Genomic DNA, 20,855 nt, shown 5'->3' with positions numbered 1-20,855 from the left:
GATGGTACTGCACCCGCCAGGGTGTGGGAGAGTAGGACACCGCCGACAACCAACCCAAAAAAAATATACGGCCACGGGCCCCCACCACACCGGCGGGGGCCCGTGGCCAATCCGCACCCACACAACCCACACCACCCCGGACCCACATAACAGGGGAGCGGGGGAGCCGCGGCCATTGTCGCCCCGGCCCCACGACGCCCACGCCCGCGCGGTCAGGACGGGGCGTCCACACCGACCGCGTCGGAGAGGCGCTCGAACCCGTCGGCACGAAGCAGAGCGGCGAGTTCCTGGCAGAGAGTGACGGGCCAGCGGGCCCCCTGGTAGATGAACGCCGTGTACGCCTGCACGAGGGACGCCCCGACGCGGATGCGTGTGTAGGCGTCCTGACCGGACTCGATTCCGCCCACGGAGATGATCGGCACCTCCGTTCCGAGGCGCTCGCGGAGCCGTCGGATGACCGCAAGCCCCGGTGCGGACAGCGGCCGGCCCGATAGTCCGCCCGCGCCGATACCATCGAGGACGGCTTGCGGGGTCTGAAGCCCGGAGCGGGACACGGTGGTGTTGGTGGCGATCACCCCGTCCAGGCCGAGGCGCAGGGCCATATCGGCGACGGCGTCGATGTCCTCGGAGGCAAGGTCGTTCGTGATCTTGACCAGCAGGGGCACGTGGCGCGCGGGAATCGTGGAGACCATCGCCTCCCGCACCGCGGCCAGCAGCGGCTCGAGGACCGACACCTGCTGGAGGTCGCGCAGGCCCGGCGTGTTGGGTGAGCTGACGTTCACGACGAGGTAGTCGGCGTACCGCCCGAGAAGGGTTGCGCTGCGCACATAGTCGTCGACGGCTTCGTCCGGCGTCGCGGCCTTGGACTTTCCGATGTTCACTCCGAGTACGACGCGTTCGCCGGGTCCGTCCCGCAGTGCGCGGAGGCGGTCGGCGACCGCCTTGGCCCCATCGTTGTTGAATCCCATCCGATTGATCAGGGCGTGGTCCTCGGGGAGGCGGAACAGTCGCGGCCTCGGGTTTCCCGGCTGTTGGCGGGCCGTCACCGTCCCGATCTCGACGTAGCCGAAACCCAGGCGCGCCAGTGCTCTGGCGCCCACGGCGTTCTTGTCGAATCCGGCGGCGAGCCCCAGAGGAGTCGGGAAGTCGATCCCCATGACCTGCGTCCGCAAGACGGGATCGGTGTGCCCGCGCACAGCGGCCCACAGCCGGCCGAACGGGACGGGCCCGGCCGCCGCGCGGATGAGCGCGAATCCGGCTCGGTGTGCGAGTTCGGCGGGAACGTGACTGAACACGTGGCGGAACAGCAGGTCGTACATCCGCCCATCTTCGCGGGCGTGCTCCCCCCGCCACGCGGTCAGGGTCGTTCCCGGAGGCTGCGTTGCCATGCGTCGAGGACGCGGCGCTCCCGCTTCGTCGGTCGGCCGGTGCCACGTGCCCGTCGGGCGACCGGGATGGCGGTCTCCGGGCGCGGGGCGGGGGTGTTGTCGACATAGCAGCGGACGGCTTCCGGAGCCCCGACCCGTTTGTCGATCACCTGGGTCACTTCGACGATCCGGGTGGTGTCACGCATCCGGGCCCGTACGGTGTCGCCGATGCGCACGGGTGTTGCAGGCTTGGCCGGCTTGTCATTGACCCGAACGTGCCCGCCGCGGCAGGCGGCAGCCGCGTCCGACCGGGTCTTGGCCAGTCGGACCGACCACAACCAACGGTCGACGCGGGTGGACTCCATGGCTCGATGATGGCAGGAAGGACACTGTGGAGCGCGCGGCACCGTTGGAACGGTGTTGTGCACACACGGGTGTTACGGTTCGCCAGAGGGCCGGCTCGGCCCGGGCGTGCGCGGCGCTGGGACCGACCCCGCCGTCCCAGCGGACGGTCCAACGCACCATCGCACGGCAAGGAGACGGCGGCGAGGGAGGCTGCGATGGATGCGATGGGCCTTGTCGGTCTGGCGCTGGGCGTCCTGGCGATCGCAGGCCTGGTGGTTCTGCTCCGTGCCGGCAGACGCCGACGCACCCGTCGCGAGGAGGAGACCGGCCACCCCGGCACCGTCGCCGAACTGGTTCAGCTCCGGGCGGCCCAACAGGCGGTGTCCGAGTCCTCGAAGGCCGATCCCGCTCCGATGGCCTCCGCCGATCCGCCGGTGCAGTCCGAGGGAGAGCCCGAGCCTCGGCCCGAGCCGGACGTCTCGGACCACGCCGAGCCGCTGTTGGGGAACACACCCCCGGTCGCCGGCACAACCCCGGCCGAATCCAAGCCGACGATCCCGCAGCTGCCCGCCACGCTCCCGGAACCCGAGATGATCACGGTGGGTACCTGTGGGCCCAGCCCGGTCAGCCCACCGTGGGCCAGGGTGCCGGATGGCAGCCTGACCCTCCCCACCCTCGCCGCTCCGGAGCAGCCGGTCGAGCGGGCCGTCGTCGAGTCGGACCGGATGGGCCCGCCGGCCTGGCGCCGGTTCGTGGCCGAGGGGGGTTCCGTTTCGCTGGGCGTGGCGTCGCCGCTGCCCTGGGCCGAACCGGCGGCCGAGTCGCGGGGTCCCGCGATCCGACCGGACGACGAACTGGCCGGTTGGGCGGACTGGGCGGAGGTCGATACCGACGAGGACGACGCCCGGCGCGAGGCTCCGAGCCCGACGGACCCGCCGCTGTCCTTCGGACCCACGGCCGTTCCCGACTCCGGGCCCGCAAACTCCGGGCCGAGCAGCCCCGGCTCCCGGGACGCCGCGGTCGGACACCCGGCCGTCGAGGCCAAGCCGACCAATGGCGCGGCGGTCTCCCCCGATCTCGCCGCGAACCCGCCGACGGCGACCGACCGCCCGGTGATCGGCGGGGACGAGCCCACCGAGGTCGATCAAGCCCTGCTGCGCACGCTCGGCTTCCCCGATCCGAGCCCGCGTTCCGGCGCCGCGGACCTCGCGTTCGCGGCGCCGACCGCTCTCGCCACCGAGATCGAGGACACCGAGATCGAGGCGCAGCCGATTCGATTCCGGGTGATCCGTCGGGATTCGGTACCGGTGCCCGAGGCCACGGTCACGCTGCTGGATGGACACGGCCTGGAGGCGGGCAGGGTGGTGTCGGGCGCCGACGGTCGCGGCGTCGTCGAGGCGCCGAGGCCCGGTGGATACGTTCTGGTGACCTCGGCGCCGGACCACCAGCCCGGCGCGGTCGCGGTGACCGTCGAGGATGCGGTCCACGACGTCGAGGTGCTGCTGGCGGGATCCGGATCGCTCACCGGCGTGGTGCGCACGCCGTCGAAGACCCCGGTCGTGGGGGCGAGCGTGACGTTGCTGCAGGACGGAGAGATCGCCGAGGCGACCCAGACCGACGCGACCGGCGGCTACCGGCTCGGTGACCTCGCGGCCGGTGAGTACACACTCGCCGTGACCACCGCGCAGTACGACCCGATGGCCGTGGTCGTGCAGGTCCGCGAGGCGTCCGTCGTTGAGCAGGACATTGTGCTGTCATCCGGGAGGACGACAGCGGAGCCGGGTTCCGCAACGGACGGTTGAGCGGGGGAGAGGCATGGCGGTGCAGGCGCAGCGGATCGACGGTCGGCTGGATGGCGCGCGCGGCATCCACCTGTTCTGGCAGGGGTGGCTGCCGGACAACGCCATCGACGTCCCGCCCACCGGCGTTCTGCTGCTCTGCCACGGGCTCGGAGAGCACAGCGGCCGCTACCGGAACGTCGTCGAGGCACTCGTGCCCGACCGGTGGGCCGTCTACGGCCTTGATCATCGCGGGCACGGCCGCTCCGGTGGCCGCCGCGCCCACCTCGACCGATATGCCGACTGGCTCGCCGACTACGAGACGTTCCGCCGGCACATCGTGGCCCGCCACCCGGGGCTGCCGGTGTTCCTGCTCGGCCACAGCATGGGCGGGCAGATCGCGCTCGCCTACGCGCTGGACCACCAGGACGACCTGCACGGCCTCGTGTTGTCCGCGCCCGCGCTGGCCAGCGACGCCGTGCCCAAGGTGGCGGTGCCGCTGTTGATGTTGCTGGCCAAGGTTGCCCCGACGCTGCGCCCGGCGGGCATCGACGAGAGCAAGATCAGTAAAGACCCAGCGGTCGTCGCCGGCTACCGGGCCGATCCGCTCGTCCACCGCGGCAACCCGACGCTCGGCCTGTCCTCGGCGCTGTTCGCGCAGTTCGGCGTCCTGCCCGAGCGGGCGCGAGCATTGCGCATCCCGCTGTTGCTTCAGCACGGCACCGACGATCGGCTGACCGATCCGGAGGGGAGCAGGCGGCTCGCGGTGACCCTTGGCTCGGCGGATGCGACCTTCCGGTTCTATGACGGGCTCTGGCACGAGATCTACAACGAGCCCGAACGCGAGCGTCCCTTGACCGACCTGCGCGAATGGCTCGACGCGCATCGCTGACCCTGTTCAGCGCAGCAGCGTCACGGCAGGGTGCATGACGAACGCGAGGTGGTCGACGATCACCGTGCACACCGGGCGCCGCGGCAGCCCGAGCGCGCGCAACTCGTCGGCCATCTGGTGGTCGCGCCCGAGCACGACACGACCGGCGAAGCCGAGGCGCACCCCTCGGGCCCGCACCCGCAGCGAACTGGCGAGCACCGAGGAATGGCGCGGCGCCAGTGTGGTGAGCCCGGCGCGGACGGTCAGCGGCAGCCGCCCGGGCAGCGTGCTCAGCGACGCGGTGAGCACATGCCGGTCGTCCTCGGCGAGGTGGCATTCGGCGTGCCGACCGACGATGTCGAGCTCGGCGCGGGCCAGCCACTTGGGCAGCCCCCATAACGCGCGTCCGGCTTCCATCGTGAAGGACTGGGTCACCGGGAGCTGGGTGAGGAACAGCCCCGTGCGTCGGTGATGCCGGGCGAGCAGCGCGACGCCGACCTCGTCGTAGTCGCCGAGATCATTGATCTTGTAGTCGACGAGCAGCAGGAACAGCGGGGTACGCCCGGCGAACGAGACCAGCTCGAGGCCGGTCTCGCGGACGAGGTACCGGGCAGACTCGGTGCGCACGAGGTAGACCGCGCCAGCCAGGGCCGCATCGGCGATGCGGACCGGAAATGTGACCCGTCGCCCCTGGACCTTCCAGCTGCCGTCCTCGAGCCGTATCGCCACGGTAACCCCCACCGTGAGTGCGTAACAGTGTTAGAACACTGTTACGCACTCACAAGCGCGACAGTGCAGCGAGAATACGCTTGGTTGAGATCGGGTAGCGGGTGCGCATCGGGTGGGCATAGAGGCTCACCCGCAACTCCTCGATCATCCAGCGGATCTCGCGCAGCGGGGGGGACGGCGCAACACCCGGCGGCACGGCGGCCAGTTCGGCGGCATACTCATCGGCGACCAGCCGGACCTGCATCGTCCACTGTGCATCCCGGGCGGGATCGGCACGCAGCTTCTCGATTCGCCGCTGCATCGCCTCCAGATACCGCGCGACGTCGGCGAGCCGCTGCGCTCCGGTGGCCGCGACGAACCCGGGGCCCACCAGATCGCTCAACTGCGCCGTGATGTCCGCGACGGCCGCGGCGAGAACCGGCGCGCGCAGCTCCCCGAGTAGGGACTGCACGCGGTGCCAGCCCGCGAGCACGTCGCGCACGGCGTGCAGCACCTGCAGGGTGGTGCCCGCGAGCCGGTCGGCGAAGAGCTTGCGCAGACGCGCGTAGGACGGATCGTCCCAGGCCGGGCCGCCCGCCGCGGCGATCAGGGCGTCGGCGGCGGCGGTGACACAGTCCTCCAGCAGCGCCGCGACGGACCCGTGCGGGTTGCGCGCCAGCGTGAGCTTCGCCGAGTTGTCCAGCTCGCGCTGCACCTGCCGCACCGGCGACGGCGTGTCCAGCAGCAGGAGCCTGCGGACGCCGCGGTGGTGCGCGGGATCGCGCTCGGCGGCCGTCGGAAAGACCCGCACGTCCACGCTGGTGCCACGGTCGACCAGTCCCGGGTATCCGGTGACCGTGTGCGTTCCGCGGCGGATCGGATGTTCGCGGGGGAGCGCACCGATGGTCCAGGTGGTGAGGCCCGAACGCTCGATGTCGACACCCGCCGCGGCCAGCTCCTCACGGACGGTCGGGGCGAGGTCGCGGCGCAGCGCCTCGAGATCGGTCCCGCGGGCCAGTTCCCGGCCCTTCTCATCGAGGACGCGAAACGTGACGGTGAGATGGTCGGGGAGCCGGTCGAGCTCCCACGCCTCCCGGGGGATGGCGACCCCGCGCATCCGGCCCAGCTCGCGCTCCAGCCCGTCGAGCAGCGGCTCGTCACCGGCCGTCAGCCGGGCGAGCACCGCGCGGGCGTGGTCGGGAGCCGGGGCGAAATGCCTGCGCAATGTCTTGGGCAACGTCTTGATCAGCGCCGTGACCAGCTCCTCGCGCAGGCCGGGCACCTGCCAGGTGAACGGCGTGGGATCGACCTGGTGCAGCGCGGCGACCGGGACGTCGACGGTGACGCCGTCGGTGTGATGGCCCGGCTCGAACGCGTACGACAGCGGCAAGGTCAGCCCGCCGGCCTCGAGGTGGTCCGGGTAGGCGTCCCGGTCCACCTCGGCAGCCTGCGCGGTGCGCAGCATCTCCTCGGTGAAGTCGAGCAGCTCGGGCCGCTGACGCGACGTCTTCTTCCACCACGAGTCGAAATGCCGCCCGGACACCACGTGTTCGGGGACTCGCTCCTCGTAGAACGCGACGAGTGTCTCGGCGTCCACCACCAGGTCGCGGCGCCGGGCCCGATGTTCGAGGTCCTCGACGTCGGAGAGCAACTCGCGGTTGGCGTGGAAGAACCGGTGACGGGTGTCCCAGTCGCCCTCGACAAGCGCGTGCCGGATGAACAGCTCGCGGGAGACCTCCCGGTCGACGCGCGCGAAGTCGACGGTTCGGTTCGCGACGATCGGGACGCCGTGCAGGGTGACCCGCTCGGTGGCGACGACCGCGGCGCGGTTGCGCGACCAGCGCGGCTCGGAGTAGGAGCGCTTCACCAGATGCCCGGCCAGCGGCTCGATCCACTCCGGCTTGATCCGGGCGACCGTGCGGGCGAACAACCGCGAGGTCTCCACCAGCTCGGCGGCCATCACCCAGCGCGGTGGTCGCTTGGCGAGCGGGGAACCCGGAAAGATGACGAACTTCGCGCCGCGCGCCCCCGAGTACTCCCTGGTCTCGGCCTCACGCAGCCCGACCTGGGACAACAGCCCGGACAGCACCGCGATGTGGATCCGGTCCGGGTTCGCGGGCACGTCGTTGAGCGTCATGCCGGCGGTGCGGGCGGCCTGACGCAGCTGTCCGTGCAGGTCCTGCCATTCGCGGATGCGCAGGAAATGCAGGAACTCGTCGCGGCACAGCCGGCGGAACCGGTTCCCCGACAACGCCGCACGCTGCTCATCCAGGTAGGTCCACAGGTTGAGGAAGGCCAGGAAGTCGGAGCCGGCCGCGTCGATGCTCGTTCCGCTCTCGCTGCCCTCGCCGACGAACCGGGCGTGCTTCGCGTCGGCGGCCTGACGCTGCTCGGTCGGTCGCTCCCGAGGGTCCTGGACGGACAGCGCGGCCGCGATCACGAGGACCTCGCGCAGGCAGCCGGTCCGGTCGGCCTCGACCAGCATCCGGCCCAGCCGCGGGTCGACCGGCAGCCGGGCCAGTGCCCGGCCGACGGCGGTCAGCCGGTTGCCGTTCTCCAGCGCGCCCAGCTCGTGCAGCAGCGCGAGGCCGTCGGCGACCGCGCGCGGGTCGGGTGGCTCGACGAACGGGAACTTCGCGATCTCTCCGAGGTCCAGCGCGATCATCTGCAGCACGACGGAGGCGAGGTTGGTGCGCAGGATCTCCGGATCGGTGAACTCCGGGCGGGCGTCGAAGTCGTCCTGCGCGTAGAGCCGGATGCAGATCCCGTCGCTGGTCCGGCCGCAGCGGCCCGCCCGCTGATTGGCGCTGGCCTGGGAGACCTTCTCGATCGGCAGCCGCTGCACCTTCAGCCGCCGGGAGTAGCGGGAGATCCGTGCGGTGCCCGCATCGACCACGTAGCGGATGCCGGGCACCGTCAGCGAGGTTTCGGCGACATTGGTGGCCAGGACGATCCGGTTGCCGGGATGTGGGGCGAACACGCGATGCTGCTCGGCCGTGGAGAGCCGGGCGTAGAGCGGCAGGATCTCGGTGTTGCGGAACCTGCGCTTCGCCAGGGCGTCGGCGGTATCGCGGATCTCCCGCTCGCCGGGCAGGAAGACCAGGATGTCGCCGGGGCCCTCGCGCTGCAGCTCTGTCACCGCGTCGGCGATGGCGTCGAGCTGGTCGCGGTCGGGATCGGCGTCCGGATCGTCGGGATCGACGACGGGCCGGTACCGGATCTCCACCGGATAGCTGCGGCCGGAGACCTCGACGATGGGTACGGGCGCGCCGAGGGCCTCGGTGAAGTGCTCGGCGAACCGCTCCGGGTCGATCGTCGCCGAGGTGATGATGACCTTCAAGTCGGAGCGCTGGGTCAGCAGCCGCGTCAGGTACCCGAGGATGAAGTCGATGTTGAGGCTGCGTTCGTGCGCCTCGTCGATGATCAGGGTGTCGTACTGGCGCAGCATCCGGTCGCCGGCCAGCTCCGCGAGCAGGATGCCGTCGGTCATCAGCTTGACCATCGTGTGGTCGCCGACCTGGTCGGTGAAACGCACCTTCCAGCCGACGATCTCGCCCAGCTCGGTGCCCAGCTCCTCGGCGATGCGCGCGGCGACGGTGCGCGCCGCGAGCCGCCGCGGCTGGGTGTGCCCGATCATTCCCCGCACGCCGCGGCCGAGCTCCAGGCAGATCTTGGGCAGCTGGGTGGTCTTTCCGGATCCGGTCTCGCCCGCGAGGACCACGACCTGGTGATCGCGGATCGCCGCGGCGATGTCCTCGCGTCGGGCGCTGACCGGCAGCTCCGGTGGGTACGAGATGCGCCCAAGGGCGGCGCTTCGGCGCTGCAGCCGATGTTCGGCGACCTCGACGGCGTGTCCGATCTCGGCGAGCGCTCGCTCGTAGGCGCCGTCGTCGATGAGTCTGCGGGTGCCCTCGAGCCGGCGGCCGAGCTGGTCGGCGTCGCGCAGCCCGAGCTCCGTGATCCGCGCCGCGAGCTCGGTGGTGCGGGCATCGTCGGGGCGCAGGGTGGGCCGGGTCGGGCCGCGGCCCCGCGGCCCGCGCCTGCGGGGCCGGGCGCGGGTCGAAGCGCCGTCTCCGGGGTTGGGCGCGACGTCCGGCGGTACGGCGGGTCCCGCGGTGGGTGCCGGGCGTGCGCCAGTGGCTCGGGTTGTGGGGGAAGACATCGTTTCCGCAGTGTGCCTGGCCAAGCGGTTCAGGCCGACCGCAGGGTGGGTGTGATCTCGTCCGGGGCCGGGGCGTCCGCGGCCGGATGTTCGACGAGCGCGAGCACCCGGTTGGCGAGGAATCGCGCGGTGCGCGCGACCGTCCCGCCGCGGGTGACCTCGCTGACCTCGACCACGCCGCGCCCGTGGGTGATCTCCACCCGGCGGCCCGCACGCGTCGCGACGACGTCGTAGGTGCGGGTTGTCCCGCTGCCCGCATCGATGACGATCTCGACCCGATCGCCCTTCATACCGGTGCCGTCCTTAACGAGAGGAGCGTGAAGCGTCCGAGCCGGACGGCGGTCGCCTCGCGGCGAGTGGCGCACCGCGGCTCCAGCCGGACGGTATTCCGCGGCGGCGGTGATCAAGTGCGGCCCGGGGACACGGCCGCCCGACTCGAACACTCCGTCCAACCACCGGGCCACCGGGATCATTCCCCCGGTTCCTCCCGGCCGGCGGCAGGAGTGCCCGCTGATCGAGAAACCCGCTGCGCTGGTTCGCTGTGCAGGGCTGCTCAGGGCTATCTCGATGCCACGGCGGCGAGCACCCGGTCGGTGTAGGCCGGCCAGGCCTCGATCGCCCACGGCCCGAAGTCGCGGTCGGTGAGCGCGACGCAGGCGACGTCGGCAGCGGGGTCCACCCACAGGAACGTCCCGGACTGGCCGAAGTGCCCGAACGTCCGCGGTGAACTGGTGCTTCCCGTCCAGTGCGGGTTCTTGCTGTCGCGCAACTCGAAACCCAGGCCCCAGTCGTTGGGCTGTTGGCGGCCGTAGCCGGGCAGCACACCGGCCACGCCGGGAAAAGCGACCTGCACCGCGTCGGCGAGCGTCGACGCCGCGACCAGGGTGGGGGCCTGCAACTCCGCGGCGAACCGGGCCAGGTCGGCCGTGGTGGACACCGCGCCCGCGCCGGGCGAGCCCGTCAGCCGGGTGCCGGTGAGGCCGAGCGGTTCGCAGACCGCCTCATGCAGATAGTCGGCGAACGGAATGCCACTCGCATCCGAGATCGTCGCGCCCAGAATCTCGAACCCGGTATTGGAGTAGATCCGCCGGGCGCCGGGGGCGGCTTGCACGGCATCGGAGTCGAAGGCCAGCCCGGAGACATGCGCGGCGAGGTGCCGAACGGTCGAGCCCTGCGGCCCGGCCGGGTCGTCCCATTCGATCGCGCCCTCCTCGACGGCGACGAGCGTCGCATAGGCCGTGAACAGCTTGGTCACCGACGCGAGCCGGAACGGACGGTCCTGTTCCCCGGCGGTCGCCAGCACGGATCCGTCGGCGGCGACGAGCGCCGCGGCCGCGTGGGCGACGGGCCAGTCCAGGACACCACTGACCGCCTTGTGCACATCTGACACGAGTCCATCCTCTCCGGCATCCGGTACCGGGGCCGCGCGAGGGTACTCCCGATTCGTGGCCGAGATCAGGATCGGGACGTCGGGCTGGCGGTATCCGTGCTGGCGTGGGGTCTTCTATCCGCCCGGCCTTGTCCAGCGTGCGGAGCTCGGATACCTGTCCCGCACGGTGACGAGCATCGAGATCAACGGTTCGTTCTACTCGCTGCAACGGCCGCAGCGGTACCGCGCCTGGGCCGCCGACACCCCGGACGATTTCGTCTTCGCGGTCAAGGGGCCCCGTTTCGTGACCCATCTGAAGCAGCTGCGCGATGTCGAGACGCCGCTGGCGAACTTCTTCGCCTCCGGGGTGCTGGCCTTGGGCCGCAAGCTGGGCCCGGTGCTCTGGCAGCTTCCGCCGCGGATGCGGTTCGACCGTGCGCGGCTCATCACGTTCCTCGACCAGCTCCCGCGAAGCACCGGTGCGGCTGCCGAGCTCGCGTCCCGGCACGACGAGCGCCTCGACGGTTGGGCGCTGACCAGCACCGACGCCGAACGTCCGGTGCGACACGCGCTCGAGGTGCGCCACCCGAGCTTCGCCTGCGCCGAGCTGGTCGAGCTGGTGCGGGAGCGCGGCATCGCGCTGGTGGTGGCCGACTCGGCGGGCAGCTGGCCGCATCTGGAGGACATGACGGCCGGGCACTGCTACGTCCGGCTGCACGGCGACGCCGAGCTCTACACCAGCGGTTACTCCCCGGCCGCACTCGCCAACTGGGCCGCGAAGGTGCGGGCCTGGCATGCCGGGGAGTCGCCGGTCACACCGTTCACCGTCGGTCCGCCCGGGCCGCGGCTTCCCGCGGGGCGCGACGTGTACGTCTACTTCGACAACGACATCAAGGCGCACGCGCCGCGGGATGCGATCGCCCTGGCCGCCTTGCTGACGCGCGGTTGAGCCCGCCGGACATCGGCGACGTCGTGATCCCAGGGCGGGGGCCCGCAGCGCCGCGTCGTCGCTGCGGGCCGAACGCGCCGAACAGCTCAGCCCGACAGCGACGGCTGCGGGCACACCGCCCGCCGGGACCGGCCGTGCACGACCAGCATCCGGCGTCCGATGACCATCCCGGCCGCGGCGAGGAGGATCGTTGCCGCGCATATCAGCCAGGCGGTCGGGAACCCGGCATGGCTGGCGAGGAACCCGAACCCGACCGGCCCGATGAAACCGCCCGCGTACACACCCATCTGCACGATCGACGTGGCCGCTGCGGGCGCCGAGGGGTTGAGCCGGACCACCGCGAACTGCAGCAGCCCCGGCCACGACCAGCCCAGCCCGAAGGCCAGGACCGTCCCGGCGACCAGCGCCGGGGTGCCGGGCACGGCGAGCAGCGCCATCCCGCCCGCCCCCAGCCCGAGGCTCGCCGCGACAACGGCGACATGCCCGCCGTCGCGGCGGTCGGCGAGCCAGCCGTGCAGGAGCCGGCAGGACAGCCCGACCACGCTGCCCAGGGTCAGCACCAGCCCCGCCACCCCGGGGTCGACCCCGCGGTCGACGGCGGAGGCGACGAGAAAGATGCCCAACGCGGTCGCGGTCGCCGCCGCGAGCCCGCACGCCACGGCGATCACGCTCAGCGCCGCGGTGGCCCGCTCGGCCGGGTCGGTGCGGACGTGCCCGTGCGCGGCGCTTCCGCGGGGGGTGAGCAGCAGCGCGGTCAGTGCGAGGCCAGCGCCGAGAACGTACGCCCAGCGCCATCCGATGGTCAGCGCGACGGACGGCACCGCGGCCCCGGACAGCAGGGTGGCCAGCGGGATCGCGGCCTGCTTGATCCCGAAGGAGAGCCCGAGTCGATGCGCCGGAATCGAACGGGCCAGGGTGAGGTTGGCGGACAGCTGGCCCATCACGTTGCACCAGGCGCTGCACAGCAGGATCGCGACGAGGGCACCGTAGGAGCGCGCCCCGGCGGCGAGCCCGACCATCGCCGCGGCGGCGCCCAGCACGGCGAAGCGGCTGGTCGCGCGGGAGCCGTACCGTTCCACGAGGCGGCCCACCGGCAGCGAGGCCAACGCGCTGACCCCGAAGTACAAGGCCACCACGAGGCCCAGCCCAGCCGAATCGAAGCCGAGCTCGGCCGAGATCTGGACCGCGAGCGCGCCGGTGAGGAAGACCGGCAGCACGGTCGCCGTCGTCGTCGCGACAGCGCCGACGGCCGCGCGCCGACCACCATGCTGAGCGGAGGATGCGGGCCTGCTGCGGTCGCCATGCACGTTGAGCAATGCTAATCGATGTGAGGCCCAACCTCCTGGGCCCGCATGCCGCTACCGCGCTGTCAGCCGCGGATGCGGTTGCTCCCGTGACCGGCCCACTCCCGCTCCCGCAGTTCGAACTTCTGGATCTTCCCGGTGGAGGTCTTGGGCAGCGCGTCGACGATCTCGACGGCCTTGGGCGCCTTGTATCGGGCGATCTTCGACCTGACGTGCTCGATGAGCTCGTCCTCGGTGGCGCGCTGTCCCTCGGCCAGGACGACGAACGCCTTGGGCCGCTCGCCCCACTTCTCGTCGGGAATCCCGATCACCGCGACCTCCAGGACCGCCGGGTGTGACACGACGGCCTGTTCCACCTCGATCGTGGAGATGTTCTCCCCGCCGGAGACCACGACATCCTTGGCCCGGTCGCGCAGCTCCACATAGCCGTCGGGATGCATGACACCCAGGTCACCGGAGTGGAACCAGCCGCCGGCGAACGCCTTCTCGGTGGCCTCCGGGTCGTTGTAGTAGCCGGACATCACGTTGTTGCCGCGCATCACGACCTCGCCCATCGTGGTGCCATCGGCGGGCACGTCGTTCATCTGGGCATCGACCACGCGCATCCAGTCGGCACACACCATGCCGACGCCCTGGCGCGCCTGCTTCCGGGCGCGTTCCTCGGGCTCCAGACCGTCCCAGGCCCGCTGGTACTGGTTGACCGAATACGGCCCGTAGGTCTCGGTCAGCCCGTAGACGTGCACGATCCGGAAGCCCATCTGCTCCATCTGCAGGATCGTCGTCGGGCTCGGCGGGGCACCCGCGGTGGTGATGACGAGCGGGTAGTCGAGCGTGCGGGCCTCAGGGGCGCGCATGATCGTCGTCACGACGGTGGGCGCGCCGTTGAGGTGGGTGACCCGATGCTCGGTGATCAGCTGCCAGATCACGTCGCCGCGCACCTCGCGCAGGCAGACGTGGGTGCCACCGATCGCCGTCACCGCCCAGGCGGTGCACCAGCCGTTGCAGTGGAACATCGGCAGCGTCCACAGGTACACGCTGTCCGGGCTGTGCGAGGAGTGCACGACCTCACCGAACGAGTTGAGGTAACCCCCGCGGTGGGTGTACTGGACGCCCTTGGGCCTGCCGGTCGTGCCGGAGGTGTAGTTGATCGACAGAGTCGCGGTCTCGTCCTCGACCTCCCACAGCAACGGCTCGTCGCTGCCGCGGGCCAGCAGGTCGGCGTAGCCGACGCCGCTGCCGACGCCGTCGCCGGGGTTGGCCGGGTCGACCACCGTGACGATCTGCTGCACGGTGCCCAGCTCGTCCGCGACCTTCGCCACGGCCGGGTACAGCGCGGCATCCACGACCAGCAGCTTCGACCCGGAATGGTCGAGAATGTAGCGAATCTCCTCGCTGGACAGCCGCGTATTGATCGCCACCAGCACTGCGCCGGCCAGCGGCACGGCGAAATGGGCCACCAGCATCTCCGGGAGGTTCGGCAGCAGATACGCCACCCGATCCCCCGGTTCGATGCCGGAGGCGCGCAACGCATGTGCCACCCGAGTCGCCTCGGCGGCGAACTCGGCGTAGGTGTGCCTGCGGTCGCCGTAGACGATCGCGGTCTTATCCGGAAACACCTCCGATGAACGGCGCAGAAACGCCAGCGGCGTCAGCGGTGTGTTCCAGACGGTGGTCATCGGTGGCACTCCTCGGAGAATCGAGCCTTGGGAATCCGATCCTGACCGGTCACCTGGTTGGGTGGCAAGCCACGCCTGGTCGCCCGGCTAGGTGCCCCCTAGTCGTCCTGGATCGAGATGGCCGCGCGCGGGCAGCTGCGGACGGCCTCCTCGATCTTGGGACGCAACGACTCGGGCGGGTTCTCCTCGAGGATGTAGAGGAAGTCGTCCTCCCGCACCTCGAACACCTCGGGTGCGATTCCCATGCACACGGCGTTGCTCTCGCACAGATCGAAGTCCACGACGACCTTCATGGGGTCATCCTGCCACTGCCCGGGCCGGCTATGACCGGCGCAACACCGGACGCAGCGCATCGAGCACCGCTGCGTCATCGATCGTGGAGGGCACCGGTTCCTCGTGACCGTCGGCGATGCCGCGCATGGTCTTGCGCAGGATCTTGCCCGAACGGGTCTTGGGCAGGGCCGGGACGATCGCGACGTCACGGAGCGCGGCGACCGCGCCGACCTGGTCGCGCACCATCTGCACCAGTTCGGCCGTGATCGTCTCCTCGTCGGCCTCGACCCCGGCCTTGAGCACCACGAAGCCACGCGGGATCTGGCCCTTGAGCTTGTCGGCGACGCCGATGACGGCGCATTCGGCGACGGCCGGATGGGTCGCGAGGACCTCCTCCATCGTGCCGGTGGACAGTCGGTGACCGGCCACGTTGATCACGTCGTCGGTGCGGCCCATGACGAACAGGTAGCCGTCGGCGTCGAGATGGCCGCCGTCGCCGGTGAGGTAGTAGCCCGGGAAAGCCGACAGGTAGGACTCGACGAAGCGTTCGTCGTCGTTCCACAGCGTGGGCAGCGAACCCGGCGGCATCGGCAGCTTGACGACGATCGCGCCGTCGGTACCGGCCTCGACCGGCTTGCCGCCGGTGTCGAGGACCTGCACGTCCCAACCGGGCAGCGGCCTGGTCGGGGACCCGGGCTTGATCGGCAGCAGTTCGATGCCCGCCGGGTTGGCGACGATCGGCCAGCCGGTCTCGGTCTGCCACCAGTGGTCGATGACCGGGATCGACAGCAGGTCGGAGGCCCAGCGGTAGGTCTCCGGGTCGAGCCGTTCGCCGGCGAGGAACAGGTACTCGAACCTCGACAGGTCGTAGTCCGCCAGGAACTCGCCCTTCGGGTCCTCCTTCTTGATCGCCCGGAACGCGGTCGGTGCGGTGAACATCGACTTGATCCCGTGCTCCGCGATCACCCGCCAGAACTGCCCCGCGTCGGGGGTCCCGACCGGCTTGCCTTCGTAGAGCACGGTCGTGGCTCCGGCCAACAGCGGCCCGTACACGATGTAGGAGTGCCCGACGACCCAGCCCACGTCGGACGCGGTGAACATCGCCTCGCCCGCGCCGACGGCGTAGACGTTGGGCATCGTCCAGTTCAGCGCGACGGCGTAACCGCCGTTGTCCCGCACGACACCCTTGGGTTTGCCGGTCGTCCCGGAGGTGTAGAGGACGTAGAGCGGGTCGGTCGAACGGACCGGCACCGGGTCGACCGGCGTCGCCGAGGCCATCGCCTCCGCCCAGTCGAGGTCGTGCTCGCCCATCGCCGCCTCGGCCTGCGGGCGCGCCAGGATGACCCGCTTGCCGGGCTTGTGCGCGGACAGCTCGATGGCCTTGTCCAACAGCGGCTTGTACTCGATGACCCGCTTGCCTTCGATGCCGCAGGATGCCGACACGATCACCGAGGGGGTGGCGTCCTCGATGCGGACCGCGAGCTCCTTGGGTGCGAACCCGCCGAAGACCACCGAATGCACCGCTCCGATCCGCGCGCAGGTCAGCATCGCGATCGCGGCCTCGGGGACCATCGGCATGTAGATCACGACCCGGTCACCCTTGCCGACACCGAGCCCCTGCAGGACGCCCGCGAACCTCGCCACCTCGTCGCGCAGCTGCCGGTAGGTGTAGGTCCGCTTGGTGCCGGTGACCGGGCTGTCGTAGATCAACGCCGCTTGGTCGCCACGGCCGGCGTCGACATGCCTGTCGAGCGCGTTGTGCGCGACGTTCAGCTCCCCGTCGGGGAACCAGCGGTAGAACGGCGCGTTCGACGAGTCGATCGCCGTGGTCGGCGGCACATACCAGTCGATCTCCTCGGCGGCCCGCAACCAAAAGGCCTCTGGGTCCTCCACACTGGCGCGGAAGATCTTTTCGTACTCGCCCACGTGTCGGCCTCCTCCGAGCATCGTCGATTGGTTCGGGGAGACACTAAACCTTGTTCCGACCCGGTGCAGGCGCGTAGGACCGTTCGGAGCGAGCCTCGCTCACGATCGGTGACGGCGGCGGAACGGCCGTCCGCGCCGGCCTTCGTCGACGATGGACAACGGGCCGGTCGGCGTGTCCTCCCGGTCCAGTCGTTCGATCACCCACTCGACCGCCATCGCGCCCGGCGAGACCCCGCGCTCGGCCGCCAGCCGGCGCAACTGCTCGATGCGCAGCGCGGGCAACCGCAGCTGGAAGACCTGCGCGGAGCCGAATTTGCTGGTCGGCTCCGTCGCCCCGGCGTCGGACTCCGGCGACAACGCGGCCAGGTAGGAGTCGAGCTCGGGATCGTGTGGCTCGAGTTCGGCGTTCTCCTTCGCGGTGACCGCCTGCCGGTCGGGTTCGCGATGGCGCGAGCGCGAGCGGTCGCGGAAGGGGAGCATGGTGCAAGCGTACGGCGGCTGGCCGGCCCGTCGACGGGAACGCGGCCGCCACGCTCACGCTGCGGCGCCGGGGGTGAGCCGGCTGTGAGGAGGGCGACAGACGAACCCTGCCGCTTCCGCCAGGTGAACCGCAGGCGCGGCGCCGATCTGGAGTCGGCGACCTCACCCGGGAAGGGGCATGCGGAAGGTCAGCACGATAGGTAGCGTGCCGGTCACGGCCATGGGGATGGCCAGGCGACTTCTGGGGTGGGGCGGGAACTCAGACGGTCCGCGGCTTCGTTCGCGCTTGCGGGAGCTTCTTTGTCGCACGACCCCGGATGACGACCGGATGGGGAGGGGCGTCGATGAGCGGAATCGGCAGCGTACGGCGGGAAACAAACGAGGATCGAGCGGCGTCGGCGGGGCCGATTCCCAGCCCGCGGACGGCGGCCGATGCTTATCGCGTCTCGGACGACCAGGTGCAGCGCGCCAGGCTGGTCGTCGCCCGGAACTCGTCCGATTCGGAGGACCTGCGCCGGCTTCTCGACATGCTCGGCCTCATCTCGTCCAACCCGGGTCAGCCGCCACCGGTCAGCCGCTGAGCGCGGCCTGGCCGACCGGCGCCCGGCCTCGGCCGTCGGGTGCCTGGGGTCACAACCGGCGGACCGGGCTCGGAGGCGGCCCCGCGCTGTCTCGCTGAGCCCGTCACCCGGCTCTGACCAGTGGTTTCGATGCGTGATGGGGGTGGGTTCGCCCGGCTCGAACGCCTGCCCTATGCTTGTCCCTGCTTCCAACGGACAGCCGTTGGAGGGTAAGGAACACTCTGCGGTGCTCCAAGCCCCCATCGTCTAGCGGCCTAGGACTCCGCCCTTTCAAGGCGGCAGCGCGGGTTCGAATCCCGTTGGGGGTACGGTAGTAGCAGACAGCAAGGCCCAGTGGCGCAGTTGGTTAGCGCGTCGCCCTGTCACGGCGAAGGTCGCGGGTTCGAGTCCCGTCTGGGTCGCTCCACACCGGGTTCCGGTTCGCCGGTCCGCCGGGCCAGGTAGCTCAGTTGGTACGAGCGTCCGCCTGAAAAGCGGAAGGTCGGCGGTTCGACCCCGCCCCTGGCCACAAAGCCCCTCTGAGCAGCGGTCTCGCTGCTTTCCTCGACCGCTGGTGACCACCACCGTGGTTGCCGGTCGCAGTTCTTCCCCTGGAGCGGCCCGCCGAGCTGGTCGGCCATGTCCCGCGCCGTGTGTGGCCAGCCACATCTGCGGACTCAGTCGACGGCGGCGCCGAACCACCGAGGCAGCTGGTCGAGCAGATCCTGCTGTCGTTCACCGGCCCACGCCACGTTGCCGTCCGGGCGCAGCAGCACCGCGGGCACGTCCTGTTCCTCGCTGACGTCGACGACGTGGTCGACGCGATCCGCCCATCCCGGGCACGGCCACCTCCATCCCGCCCAGCAGCGTCTCGACCCTGGTGGGCTCGGAAGGCGACGCCGAGCAGCTTGCGCACCGTGCTGCGGCCGCCGTCGCAGCCGACGAGGTAGCGCGAGCGATGTTGGGTGCCGTCGGCCAGCTCGGCGGTCACCCCGTGGTCGTCCTGGCTCAGCCCGACCAGCCCGCAGCCGCGCCGGATCTCGGCGCCGACCTCGATGGCGTGCTCGTTCAGCAGGCGCTCGATGACGGTCTGCGGGATCCCGAGGATGTAGGAATGCGCGGTGTCGAGCCGTAGGTTCTGCGGTATCACCCGGGCCTTGCCGCAAGCCCCCCGGTGCGCTATATGTTGAGAGTGGCAGGGAGTCGATGTTCTTCCTGCCTTTCGTGTCCGGTGTGGACGAACAAGCTCCGCTCGAAGCGGTGACGCGCCACGCACGGCATCGGCTTTCCGGGAAGCGGCGAACGGCCGTGCCGCAGCGGCAAGGTCCGCGACGGAAGGTTGAGGCCCATGACCTCCCAGCCCTGGCCGGCGATGCTGCCGGTCCGGCAGGTACGCATCGCGCGTCCCACCGACCGGCTCGACGAGCTCGTCCGCTTCTACCGAGACGGGCTCGGCCTGCCCGAGCTGGACCGCTTCGCCGGTCACGCCGGCTACCGGGGCGTGCTGCTCGGCCTGCCCGGCACGCACCACCATCTGGAGTTCACCCAGCACGACCGCGGCAGCCCGGGTCCGGCGCCCACCCGCGACAACCTGCTCGTGCTCTACTTCGACGACCGGGCCCGGACGGAACGGGTCGCGGCCCGGCTGGCCGCGCTCGGTCATTCGCCGGTGGAGGCGGAGAACCCCTACTGGACCGACAACGGCGCCGTCACCGTCGAGGACCCCGATCGCTGGCGGGTCGTGCTGATGCCGCAGCCGCTGACCGGCCGGCCCGAGCCTCCCGTCGCCATCGAGTGGTACGACGGCGACCGGGACGCGCTGCGGCCGATGTTCGAGCTGGCCGAGGACTCGCCCGCAGAGTTGGACTCCTATCTGCACTCCGGGCGGGTCCTCGTCGCGCGGGCGGGGCCGAACATCGTGGGGCACCTGCAGCTGGTGGACTCCGACCGGTCCGACCAGGCCGAGGTCAAGAACATGGCGGTCCGCGAGGACCTGCGGGGCCAAGGGCTCGGCCGCCACTTGATGCGGACGGCCCTCGTGCGGCTCGCCGCCGAAGGAGTGGGCACGGTGCGGGTGGCGACGGCCGCGGCGGACACCGAGAACCTGCGCTTCTACCAGCGGCAGGGTTTCCGCCTGCGCTCGATCGAGCGCGACGCCTTCACCGAGGCGGCCGGCTACCCACCCGGCAGCCAGGTCGCGGGGATCCCGCTGCGGGACCGGGTGTGGCTCGACCTCCGGCTCGACCCCGACCCATCCGGTGGGCGGACGACATGATCGTCGAGGGGATCGGCCGGTGACGGACGCCGACCTCTACCGGCGTGGGCTCAAGACCCTGCTGGCCTCCTGGGAGGAGTACGCGCGCGGGGCGGCCGGTGCCGCCGTGCGGCGGTTCCCGGGCGTCACCACCGCCGTCTTCCCGAACGAACCCGAGCGCGCCGTCTACAACAATGCGCTCCTCGGGCGCGATCTCACCGCCGCCGAGCGCGCCGCCGCCCTGGATGCGATGGAGGCCGCCTACGCGGCGGCCGGCGTCGCGCGCTTCGCCGCCTGGGTGCACGAGAGCGACGAGGCGATGCGCCGCGACCTCGAACGGCGCGGGTACACGCTCGACGAGATGACGCGTGCGATGGGCATGGCGCTCGACGACATCCGCCTGCCCCGCCCTGAGATCGACCTCGGGCCTCCGGACTGGGCGGAGTACCTGAGCATCATCGGTGTGCCGCCGGACCTTCTCCGCGGTGCCGACCGCGCCGCGTTCCACGTCCTGATCGCCCGCCTCGACGGCGAGAACGTCGCGGCGGGGATGGCCTTCGACTTCGACGGCGACTGCGGGATCTACAACGTCGGAACGCTCGAACATGCCCGGCGGCGTGGATTGGGCACCGCGCTGACCGCCCTCCACCTGCACGACGCGCTCGAGCGCGGATGCCGGACGGCGAGCCTGCAGTCGACGCGGATGGCCGAGCGCGTGTACGTCGCCGGGGGCTTCCGTGATCTCGGCCGGATCCTCGAGTACGTGCCGTAGGTCGTGAAGTGGCCGGTGAACCGCGGGGCGCGCAGCCGGCGGGCGACGAGGTCCAGGCGCC

Annotated in this window: 17 protein-coding genes, 3 tRNA genes and 2 pseudogenes; 9 read left to right on the top strand and 13 right to left on the bottom strand. The window is 71.1% G+C overall.

What is annotated here, in order from left to right; genetic code table 11:
- Positions 1–212 precede the first annotated feature (212 nt).
- Together ACFQE5_RS15975 and ACFQE5_RS15970 are read right to left on the bottom strand one after the other, a co-directional pair.
- Entirely contained in the window at positions 213–1,319 is a 1,107-nt protein-coding gene (locus ACFQE5_RS15975; protein WP_379585916.1) for a quinone-dependent dihydroorotate dehydrogenase, read from the bottom strand.
- 38 nt (positions 1,320–1,357) lie between these two features.
- Complete coding sequence (locus ACFQE5_RS15970; RefSeq protein WP_379585914.1) at positions 1,358–1,732, bottom strand: RNA-binding S4 domain-containing protein; 375 nt, start codon at positions 1,730–1,732, stop codon at positions 1,358–1,360.
- A 195-nt stretch (positions 1,733–1,927) separates the two neighbouring features.
- Between ACFQE5_RS15970 and ACFQE5_RS15965 the strand changes: the two genes are divergently transcribed.
- Both ACFQE5_RS15965 and ACFQE5_RS15960 read left to right on the top strand, forming a co-directional pair.
- Positions 1,928–3,514 carry a carboxypeptidase regulatory-like domain-containing protein gene (locus ACFQE5_RS15965; RefSeq protein ID WP_379585912.1) on the top strand — a complete coding sequence of 529 codons (1,587 nt, stop codon included), beginning with the start codon at positions 1,928–1,930 and terminating at the stop codon, positions 3,512–3,514.
- A 13-nt stretch (positions 3,515–3,527) separates the two neighbouring features.
- Positions 3,528–4,382: an alpha/beta hydrolase gene (locus ACFQE5_RS15960; RefSeq protein WP_379585910.1), complete on the top strand. Its 855-nt coding sequence runs from the start codon at positions 3,528–3,530 to the stop codon at positions 4,380–4,382.
- 6 nt (positions 4,383–4,388) lie between these two features.
- On the opposite strand, the gene ACFQE5_RS15955 is transcribed toward ACFQE5_RS15960, so the two are convergent.
- The 4 genes from ACFQE5_RS15955 to ACFQE5_RS15940 all read right to left on the bottom strand — a co-directional run bounded on the left by ACFQE5_RS15955 (position 4,389) and on the right by ACFQE5_RS15940 (position 10,621).
- Positions 4,389–5,090 carry an acetoacetate decarboxylase family protein gene (locus ACFQE5_RS15955; protein ID WP_379585909.1) on the bottom strand — a complete coding sequence of 234 codons (702 nt, stop codon included), beginning with the start codon at positions 5,088–5,090 and terminating at the stop codon, positions 4,389–4,391.
- A 49-nt stretch (positions 5,091–5,139) separates the two neighbouring features.
- The gene (gene hrpA, locus ACFQE5_RS15950; RefSeq protein ID WP_379585907.1) at positions 5,140–9,231 is read right to left on the bottom strand and encodes an ATP-dependent RNA helicase HrpA; all 4,092 of its coding nucleotides are present in this window, start codon (positions 9,229–9,231) and stop codon (positions 5,140–5,142) included.
- A gap of 29 nt (positions 9,232–9,260) precedes the next feature.
- The gene (locus tag ACFQE5_RS15945) at positions 9,261–9,521 is read right to left on the bottom strand and encodes a hypothetical protein (RefSeq protein WP_379585906.1); all 261 of its coding nucleotides are present in this window, start codon (positions 9,519–9,521) and stop codon (positions 9,261–9,263) included.
- A gap of 269 nt (positions 9,522–9,790) precedes the next feature.
- Positions 9,791–10,621, bottom strand: a complete 831-nt coding sequence (locus ACFQE5_RS15940; protein WP_379585904.1) for a serine hydrolase domain-containing protein — start codon at positions 10,619–10,621, stop codon at positions 9,791–9,793.
- A 64-nt stretch (positions 10,622–10,685) separates the two neighbouring features.
- On the opposite strand from ACFQE5_RS15940, the gene ACFQE5_RS15935 reads away from it, so the two are divergent.
- On the top strand, positions 10,686–11,549 hold the full coding sequence (locus ACFQE5_RS15935) for a DUF72 domain-containing protein (RefSeq protein WP_379585930.1): 864 nt from the start codon (positions 10,686–10,688) through the stop codon (positions 11,547–11,549).
- 86 nt (positions 11,550–11,635) lie between these two features.
- On the opposite strand, the gene ACFQE5_RS15930 is transcribed toward ACFQE5_RS15935, so the two are convergent.
- From ACFQE5_RS15930 to ACFQE5_RS15910, 5 genes are all read right to left on the bottom strand, one after another.
- The gene (locus ACFQE5_RS15930) at positions 11,636–12,856 is read right to left on the bottom strand and encodes an MFS transporter (RefSeq protein WP_379585903.1); all 1,221 of its coding nucleotides are present in this window, start codon (positions 12,854–12,856) and stop codon (positions 11,636–11,638) included.
- Between the two features lie 62 nt (positions 12,857–12,918).
- On the bottom strand, positions 12,919–14,529 hold the full coding sequence (locus ACFQE5_RS15925; RefSeq protein ID WP_379585902.1) for an acyl--CoA ligase family protein: 1,611 nt from the start codon (positions 14,527–14,529) through the stop codon (positions 12,919–12,921).
- A 98-nt stretch (positions 14,530–14,627) separates the two neighbouring features.
- Positions 14,628–14,822 carry a ferredoxin gene (locus tag ACFQE5_RS15920; protein ID WP_379585900.1) on the bottom strand — a complete coding sequence of 65 codons (195 nt, stop codon included), beginning with the start codon at positions 14,820–14,822 and terminating at the stop codon, positions 14,628–14,630.
- Between the two features lie 28 nt (positions 14,823–14,850).
- Positions 14,851–16,749, bottom strand: a complete 1,899-nt coding sequence (locus ACFQE5_RS15915) for a propionyl-CoA synthetase (protein ID WP_379585898.1) — start codon at positions 16,747–16,749, stop codon at positions 14,851–14,853.
- A 78-nt stretch (positions 16,750–16,827) separates the two neighbouring features.
- Positions 16,828–17,208, bottom strand: a complete 381-nt coding sequence (locus ACFQE5_RS15910; protein ID WP_379585897.1) for a hypothetical protein — start codon at positions 17,206–17,208, stop codon at positions 16,828–16,830.
- Between the two features lie 344 nt (positions 17,209–17,552).
- Here ACFQE5_RS15910 and ACFQE5_RS15905 point away from each other — a divergent pair, with 344 nt between their 5' ends.
- The 4 genes from ACFQE5_RS15905 to ACFQE5_RS15890 all read left to right on the top strand — a co-directional run bounded on the left by ACFQE5_RS15905 (position 17,553) and on the right by ACFQE5_RS15890 (position 18,297).
- Positions 17,553–17,789: a hypothetical protein gene (locus ACFQE5_RS15905; protein WP_379585895.1), complete on the top strand. Its 237-nt coding sequence runs from the start codon at positions 17,553–17,555 to the stop codon at positions 17,787–17,789.
- A gap of 235 nt (positions 17,790–18,024) precedes the next feature.
- A tRNA-Glu gene (locus tag ACFQE5_RS15900) sits at positions 18,025–18,097 on the top strand.
- A 19-nt stretch (positions 18,098–18,116) separates the two neighbouring features.
- A tRNA-Asp gene (locus ACFQE5_RS15895) sits at positions 18,117–18,190 on the top strand.
- 33 nt (positions 18,191–18,223) lie between these two features.
- Positions 18,224–18,297: transfer RNA gene (locus ACFQE5_RS15890), tRNA-Phe, on the top strand.
- Positions 18,298–18,445: 148 nt separating this feature from the next.
- On the opposite strand, the pseudogene ACFQE5_RS15885 reads toward ACFQE5_RS15890, so the two are convergent.
- Positions 18,446–18,565, bottom strand: a pseudogene (locus ACFQE5_RS15885) (aromatic-ring hydroxylase C-terminal domain-containing protein); the annotation flags it as partial.
- A gap of 46 nt (positions 18,566–18,611) precedes the next feature.
- Positions 18,612–18,897 (bottom strand): annotated as a pseudogene (locus ACFQE5_RS15880) (FAD-dependent monooxygenase); the annotation flags it as partial.
- Between the two features lie 219 nt (positions 18,898–19,116).
- Here ACFQE5_RS15880 and ACFQE5_RS15875 point away from each other — a divergent pair.
- Both ACFQE5_RS15875 and ACFQE5_RS15870 read left to right on the top strand, forming a co-directional pair.
- On the top strand, positions 19,117–20,043 hold the full coding sequence (locus ACFQE5_RS15875) for a GNAT family N-acetyltransferase (protein ID WP_379585893.1): 927 nt from the start codon (positions 19,117–19,119) through the stop codon (positions 20,041–20,043).
- Positions 20,044–20,062: 19 nt separating this feature from the next.
- Positions 20,063–20,794: a GNAT family N-acetyltransferase gene (locus ACFQE5_RS15870; RefSeq protein WP_379585891.1), complete on the top strand. Its 732-nt coding sequence runs from the start codon at positions 20,063–20,065 to the stop codon at positions 20,792–20,794.
- The last annotated feature ends 61 nt before the right edge of the window (positions 20,795–20,855 follow it).

The organism is Pseudonocardia hispaniensis, assembly GCF_042658695.1.
GTDB lineage: Bacteria > Actinomycetota > Actinomycetes > Mycobacteriales > Pseudonocardiaceae > Pseudonocardia > Pseudonocardia hispaniensis.
This window is presented reverse-complemented; position numbering and strand designations above follow the sequence as displayed.